The organism is Flavobacterium sp. (assembly GCF_043760115.1).
Taxonomy (GTDB): Bacteria; Bacteroidota; Bacteroidia; order Flavobacteriales; family Flavobacteriaceae; genus Flavobacterium.
This window is the reverse complement of sequence record NZ_JAYUPK010000087.1, coordinates 1-6694: the sequence shown is the minus strand read 5'-3', so window position 1 is coordinate 6694 and position 6694 is coordinate 1. Positions and strand designations below refer to the sequence as shown.

Annotated in this window: 8 protein-coding genes and 1 pseudogene; all 9 read right to left on the bottom strand. The window is 29.7% G+C overall.

Annotation, left to right across the window (positions count from 1 at the left end):
- Positions 1-228: 228 nt before the first annotated feature.
- A pseudogene (locus tag ACH2BC_RS07800) lies at positions 229-393 on the bottom strand (DUF5615 family PIN-like protein); the annotation flags it as partial.
- Between the two features lie 47 nt (positions 394-440).
- Complete coding sequence (locus ACH2BC_RS07795; RefSeq protein WP_395053433.1) at positions 441-671, bottom strand: DUF433 domain-containing protein; 231 nt, start codon at positions 669-671, stop codon at positions 441-443.
- Positions 672-722: 51 nt separating this feature from the next.
- Complete coding sequence (uvrB, locus tag ACH2BC_RS07790; RefSeq protein WP_395053432.1) at positions 723-2717, bottom strand: excinuclease ABC subunit UvrB; 1995 nt, start codon at positions 2715-2717, stop codon at positions 723-725.
- Positions 2718-2825: 108 nt separating this feature from the next.
- On the bottom strand, positions 2826-3044 hold the full coding sequence (locus ACH2BC_RS07785; protein WP_395053431.1) for a hypothetical protein: 219 nt from the start codon (positions 3042-3044) through the stop codon (positions 2826-2828).
- A gap of 126 nt (positions 3045-3170) precedes the next feature.
- Positions 3171-3467 (bottom strand): type II toxin-antitoxin system RelE/ParE family toxin, encoded by a 297-nt coding sequence (locus tag ACH2BC_RS07780; RefSeq protein WP_395053430.1) that lies wholly within the window; start codon positions 3465-3467, stop codon positions 3171-3173.
- Positions 3452-3682, bottom strand: a complete 231-nt coding sequence (locus tag ACH2BC_RS07775; protein ID WP_395053429.1) for a hypothetical protein — start codon at positions 3680-3682, stop codon at positions 3452-3454. The genes ACH2BC_RS07780 and ACH2BC_RS07775 overlap by 16 nt, the downstream gene beginning before the upstream one ends.
- A 109-nt stretch (positions 3683-3791) precedes the next feature.
- Positions 3792-4736, bottom strand: a complete 945-nt coding sequence (gene rlmF, locus ACH2BC_RS07770; RefSeq protein WP_395053428.1) for a 23S rRNA (adenine(1618)-N(6))-methyltransferase RlmF — start codon at positions 4734-4736, stop codon at positions 3792-3794.
- An 80-nt stretch (positions 4737-4816) separates the two neighbouring features.
- Positions 4817-5479 (bottom strand): thiamine diphosphokinase, encoded by a 663-nt coding sequence (locus tag ACH2BC_RS07765; protein ID WP_395053427.1) that lies wholly within the window; start codon positions 5477-5479, stop codon positions 4817-4819.
- Between the two features lie 334 nt (positions 5480-5813).
- A complete protein-coding gene (locus tag ACH2BC_RS07760; RefSeq protein WP_395053426.1) occupies positions 5814-6647 on the bottom strand; it encodes a DUF4249 domain-containing protein in 834 nt (277 codons plus the stop codon).
- Between the last annotated feature and the right edge of the window lie 47 nt (positions 6648-6694).

Here is a 6694-nt window from a genome sequence, read left to right as displayed (position 1 = left end):
TCGCGTAGCGAAAAACGCAACAAGATGATTGGAATGTATGGCAGGAAGAGGGTTTATTGAAAATGCCGAAAGTTGGTGCTTCAAATAAAAATTATTTAGTAATTATCCTAACATTTTCATTAGTCACAACAACAAAATTATTTTCTAATTTTTCGGAATAATTTTGTAATAACTTAGTTAAAACTATAATTTTTTGATTGAAATTATTGGGTTGACAACTAATTAAAATTATGCTTTGTGCCGTTTTTGATTTTTAAAAACCATTTCGCCAAAATCTTTATCAGAAGTTATTAAGATGTAATTTTCTAAATTACTTTTAGATAATAATTCGTCATCGGATGCACCTCTTAACTCGTCAAAAACAGAAATTACTGTATGATTATTCGATTTTAAAAAATCTGAAACAGTTGTTCCAACGCATTAATCAACTAAAAAACGCATTAAGAAGCGATTTCATCTAAATCGAAAGTTGTTGTTTTCTCTAAAATATTTTCTGCATATTGAAGGCAAGCAAGAATTTGTTTTTTTTCTAAACCTTTGTATTCAATTAAAATTTGATCTATGCTAATGTCTTGTGAAAGTAGAGAAATTATATGCTCAACAGTAATTCTTGTGCCTTTGATAACAGGTTTACCAAGCATTATTTTAGGATTTATTTCTATTAATTCCATAATTTTATTTTTAGATAAACAAAGTTACAATAATTAAATAAATTTTTATGATTAAATTTTTTCTTGCAACGCCTTAATCTCATCGCGAAATTTTGCAGCTTGCATAAAATCTAAATCTTTGGCAGCTTTTTCCATTGCTTTTCGTTTTTCACGAATTCGTTTTTCAATTTCTGGTTTGGCTAGATATTCTGTTACAGATTCAGCCGCAATATTGTTGGAAGTTCCATAACCCAATTCATAATCTATAATTGGATGTTTGGTAAAAGCACTTTCTATTTTCTTGTTTAACGACATTGGAACCAAATTATTTTCGGTATTGAAATTAATTTGCTTCGTTCTTCTATAATCCGTTTCGTCAATAGTTTTTTGCATACTTGCTGTAATTTTATCTGCATACAAAATTGCTTTTCCGTTAAGATTTCTTGCGGCACGACCAATGGTTTGTGTTAACGAACGGTGATTTCTTAAAAAACCTTCCTTATCAGCATCAAGAATTGCAACAAGTGAAACTTCTGGTAAATCCAAACCTTCTCGAAGTAAATTCACACCTATAAGAACATCAAAAATTCCTTTTCGCAAATCTTGCATAATTTCAATTCGTTCCAAAGTATCAACTTCTGAATGGATGTAACGGCAACGAACATCAACTTTGGCAAGGTATTTTGCCAATTCTTCTGCCATTCTTTTGGTTAAAGTAGTTACCAAAACACGTTCGTCAATTTCGGCACGAAGCTGAATTTCTTCTATCAAATCGTCAATTTGATTCAAGCTTGGTCGCACTTCTATAATTGGATCTAATAATCCTGTTGGACGAATAACTTGCTCAATTACAACACCATCAGTTTTTTGCAATTCATAATCTGCTGGTGTTGCTGAGACATAAATTACCTGATTTTGCATACTTTCGAATTCTTCAAATTTTAACGGACGATTGTCCATTGCAGCAGGAAGTCGAAAACCATATTCTACTAAATTTTCTTTTCTACTTCTGTCGCCACCAAACATTGCATGAATTTGCGAAACAGTTACGTGACTCTCATCAACAACCATCAAATAATCTTTAGGAAAATAATCTAGCAAACAATAAGGTCTTGTTCCTGGTAATCTTCCGTCGAGGTAACGCGAATAATTTTCAATTCCAGAGCAATAACCAAGTTCGCGAATCATTTCTAAATCGAAATTAGTACGTTCTTCTAGTCGTTTTGCTTCCAGATTTTTTCCAATTTCATTAAAATAAGTTACTTGTTTTACTAAATCTTGCTGAATTTCCCAAATGGCATTTTGTAAAGTTTCTGGCGAAGTAACAAACATATTTGCTGGATAAATTGTTAGCTTTTCAAAACGTTCTACCACTTTAGAAGTCTTTAAATCAAAGCTTTCTATTTCTTCAATTTCGTCTCCAAAGAAGTGAATTCGGTATGCATCATCAGCATAACTTGGATAAACCTCTACAATATCACCTTTGATTCTGAAACTTCCTGGATTAAAATCGGCTTCGGTTCTAGAATACAAACTTTGCACTAACGAATGTAAAAATTTGGTTCTAGAAATGGCTTGTCCAGCTTTTATAGGAATAACATTATCTTGAAATTCTTTTGGATTTCCGATTCCATAAATACAAGAAACAGAAGCAATTACCAAAACATCTCGTCGTCCAGAAAGTAGCGAAGAAACGGTTGACATTCGCATTTTTTCTAATTCTTCATTTATGGATAAATCCTTTTCGATGAAAACTCCAGTAACTGGCATAAATGCTTCTGGTTGATAATAATCATAATAAGAAACGAAATATTCTACCGCGTTATTGGGAAAAAATTGTTTAAATTCAGAATATAATTGAGCAGCAAGTGTTTTGTTATGAGCTAAAACCAATGTTGGTCGTTGTACTTCTTCAATAACATTGGCTACGGTAAATGTTTTTCCAGAACCAGTTACACCAAGTAAGGTTTGGTATTTTTCGCCTTCAATTATGCCTTTGGCTAATTTTTCAATGGCTTGTGGTTGGTCGCCTTTTGGGCTGTATTCTGATACTACTTGGAAATTCATTAAAGAAATTGAAAATTTTTACAGTTGTAAAGTTACAAAATTGGAAGGTTAAATTTTTTATAAAGTTTTAGATTTCTTCTAACTGATTTTAAGATGTTTCAGTCCAAATTATCTTTTTTTCCATTCGCTAATTTTTTCTAAAACTTGATTATGACTGTATGTATTTCCGCTTATAATATCTTTTTCAGATTTATCTAATTCTAAATTATAGTTTTTCAGATTTTCAGATTTATCTTCTAACAGTATACTAATAGCATTCAAAATAGTCTCATCATCAATTTGAGAAATTCTAGAAACAATAAGTTCTTTTAATTCGATAGTACTCATGACAAAAAGATTTAAACAAAGTTAATGAAAAGAAATTATAAAAGTTGAATTTTATTTGAAGTGTATTTTAATTTCGTCGATGAACTTAAATCAATAAGATTTAATTTAAGTTTGTAATTTAAAGAATTAAATTTTTAATCTTTCTGGATTTTGTCTTGTGTCCCAAACAGAAAGAATTACAATATGCTTCTGATTTATTTCATAGAAAATATAATAATTTTCAATGAATAATCCACGAACATTTAAAGTATTAGTTATTTTACCAATTTCAGGATTTTGAAGTAAAAGTTTTAATTCGGTTTGAATTAATCGATTCAATTTTAAGGAATAAATTTTACTTTTATTTCCAAAATTAAAATATTTAAAAATTTCTCTTAATTCAAATTTTGCATTTTCTGACCAAACAATTATTCTTTCAGCCATAGTTCCATTTCCTCATTTAAAGATTCATTTGTAGTGAAACTACCTTTAGAATATTCAATTTGAGATTTTTTGATAGAAGTTTGTTGCTCTTTTGAAAGTATAATTACTTGTTCATTTTTACTATTTATAACAGAAAATATCTCATTCAAAATAGTCTCATCATCAATTTGAGAAATTCTAGAAACAATAAGTTCTTTTAATTCGATAGTACTCATAACAAAAATATTTAAACAAAGTTAATGAAAAGAAATTATAAATTTAAAAAGTTGAATTTTTTTAACCTTGTATTTTTTCTCTATTTACTATAAATGTAAAAATAATTACTTAAAACTTCCAACTCTTTTGTTGCACTTCGGTAAGAAACGTCCAAGCTACAATGCGACTTGTTTTTTGTCCTTGTGCCATGTCTATCGTTTTTATTGTGGCAACATTTACTTTGTTCAACGTTTTGTAAACACTTGATAAATGTGAATTTTTAGAAACTAAAGTAGTAAACCATAATACTTGTAACGGATATTTTGCACTTTCAAAAATCATTTGGGTTATGAATGCCAATTCACCACCTTCGCACCAAAGTTCAGCATTTTGACCACCAAAATTTAATACAGGATTTTTAGTTCTAGTTTCTTCAAGATTATTTACTTTTCTAATTGATGCTTTGGTTGCTTCTTCTTCTGAAGAGTGAAATGGCGGATTGCAAATGGTAAAAGCAAACTTGTCTTCGGGCAGAATAATATCTTTAAAAATAAACTGTGAACTTGGTTGCAATTGCAAACTTATTACATCTGACAAATGCGGATTTTCTTCAACAATTTTCACACAATTTTCAAATGCGTTGGCATCAATATCTGTTCCAACAAAACTCCAACCATAAATAGCATTTCCCAGAATTGGGTAAATACAATTGGCACCAACACCAATATCTAAACCAATTACGTTTTCTTCTAACGGAATTATTTCATTATTGGTACTTGCTAATAAATCGGCAATAGTGTGAATGTAATCTGCTCTTCCAGGAATTGGTGGACATAAGTAATTGGTAGGAATATCCCAATTTTCTATATTGTAATAGGTAATCAATAACGATTTATTAAGCGCTTTTACGGCTTCTGGATTACTGAAATCTAAAGTTTCAATTTCGTGTTCGTTTATGAATACAAAGTTTTTTAAATTGGGATAATTATGAATTAATAGTTCAAAATCGTATCGTAATTTATGTAGATTTCTTGGATGTAATGTCGTTTTTTCTAATGTAATTTTACTCTTCATTTTTCATTTCTGTAATCAAATATACTAAATAGTAAACGAATTTAACAAATTTCAAACTATTGTTTTTTGTAGAATTATTTCTAATCGAAACATTCCATTAAAAGTAAATCGCCTTGGAGATGTTCTATAGTTACAATTCCGTCTTCTAGCACTTCATTACTGCTTCCTGTTCTGTAACCAATAGTTAATTTTTCGTTGAGTAATGGATATTTTAAATTATGAGTTGTAATGCCAGAAACTTCTCCAATTGGTATTAATGAAATTGGTGTTGACTTGGTATACCATTTTTCAAATTTAGATTGTAATAAAAATACTTTTGAATGATCGTCTAAAATTACAATTTTAAGTTTATTCCTATATTGAACAATACTTGTAATGTTTGTTATGGTATGATCGGCACGTTTTCCTGTTGCCCAAACTACATTTACAGCTTTATGATTTTTAGAAATGAGGTAATCAAATGCTTTTTCTAAATCGGTTTTATCTTGGTTTGGTGTGTGAACAATTTCTAATGGATATTGCTTGTCTTTGTAGATTTCTGGATTAAAATTGTCATCAAAATCGCCTAATAATACATCTACTTTTATGTCTAATTGTAAAACTCTATCTATAGCATTGTCTAACACAACTACAATTGGCGACCATTCTAAAAGTTGACCAAGTAAATCGGAACTACAAGATGCGCCATTGGCAATAATTAATGCTGGTTCTTGATCGTCGCGAACTATATGGTGTGATGACATTTTTTTATTTAGAAATTAAAAATTTAGGATTTGGGACTTCGACAAGCTCAATCTGACATTTTTTTATTTGATTGAATTTTAAATTTTAAATTTTTTTTTAGTATATTTTGTGTTTGTAAATATAATTAAAGTTTTTAATTTAAAATTGAGATTGAGATTGTCATTGAAATTGATTTGGTTCTAGCCAAGATAGGAATGAAAAACAAAACCTTGAAAAAAGCTTTAGTTTTCTTAGTTTTTAAAAGCGACCAACGGAAGCTCTTTAAAAACTGTAGAAAACTGCTTTTTTCAAGGTTTTTTTGTAATGGATAGCTTGAAATTGCTTCAAGAAATATTATTGAATGGTATATGTTTTTTTATCGGATTCGCTTAAATTGAAAAATCCAAGTGCGTAATTGTCAAAGTTTGTTTGATTTATTACATTTCCGCGAACGGTTGCTGGTGGCGATTGAAACGGCGAACCACCATCGTTTCCAGAAATACTAAGCAGTTTAGCCAAGTAATTGTAATGATTTTTAGAAACGCCATAATGGGTAATTGTTATTGTATTTCCAACTTCTAAATCAGAATCATTATTGGTTTCTTGAAGTACGCTAAAAAAGTTATTTCCGTTGAAAAACAGATCGTCTGTGGCGTAAAAATCTGGTTTTATAATATTGGGATAAGTGTAATTAAACAAGTAAAAATCTTCGGTTGCAACTGGATCTTGAAAATTGGCTTTTAGTTGAATTTTATTTCCAGAAAGTCCGCCATTAGAATCTTGAGTTACTGTGGTTATTGACGTTACAGGTTTTAAAGTTTCGGTTGCGGTGTAAGTTTGTCCGTTAGTAATTACTAATAAAGTGTAAGTTTCATTAATTATTGGAACGAAATTGTTGCATTCATATCTTCCAGTATTTGGAATTTCTGTAAAATTAAAAACTACGCTAGAACTATTAGTTACAGTAATTGTTGCGCCAGAAACTACTGGAACTGTGTTGGTGTAAAAACTTCCAGTGGTTGTAAGTTTTATGGTTTGTTGGTTTCCTGTGGTTCCTTTTTCCCAATTTATAAATGCTTCTACAACAAGTTTTGGTGGTGCTGTATCTAAATCTATATCAACTACATCTGTACAACTTGAAAAAAGTGTAAGTACTAAAAGTGCTATTATTTTATAGGTATTTTTCATGATGATTAAAATTTAAAATTATAACTAACTCCTGGAACTATGCCAAA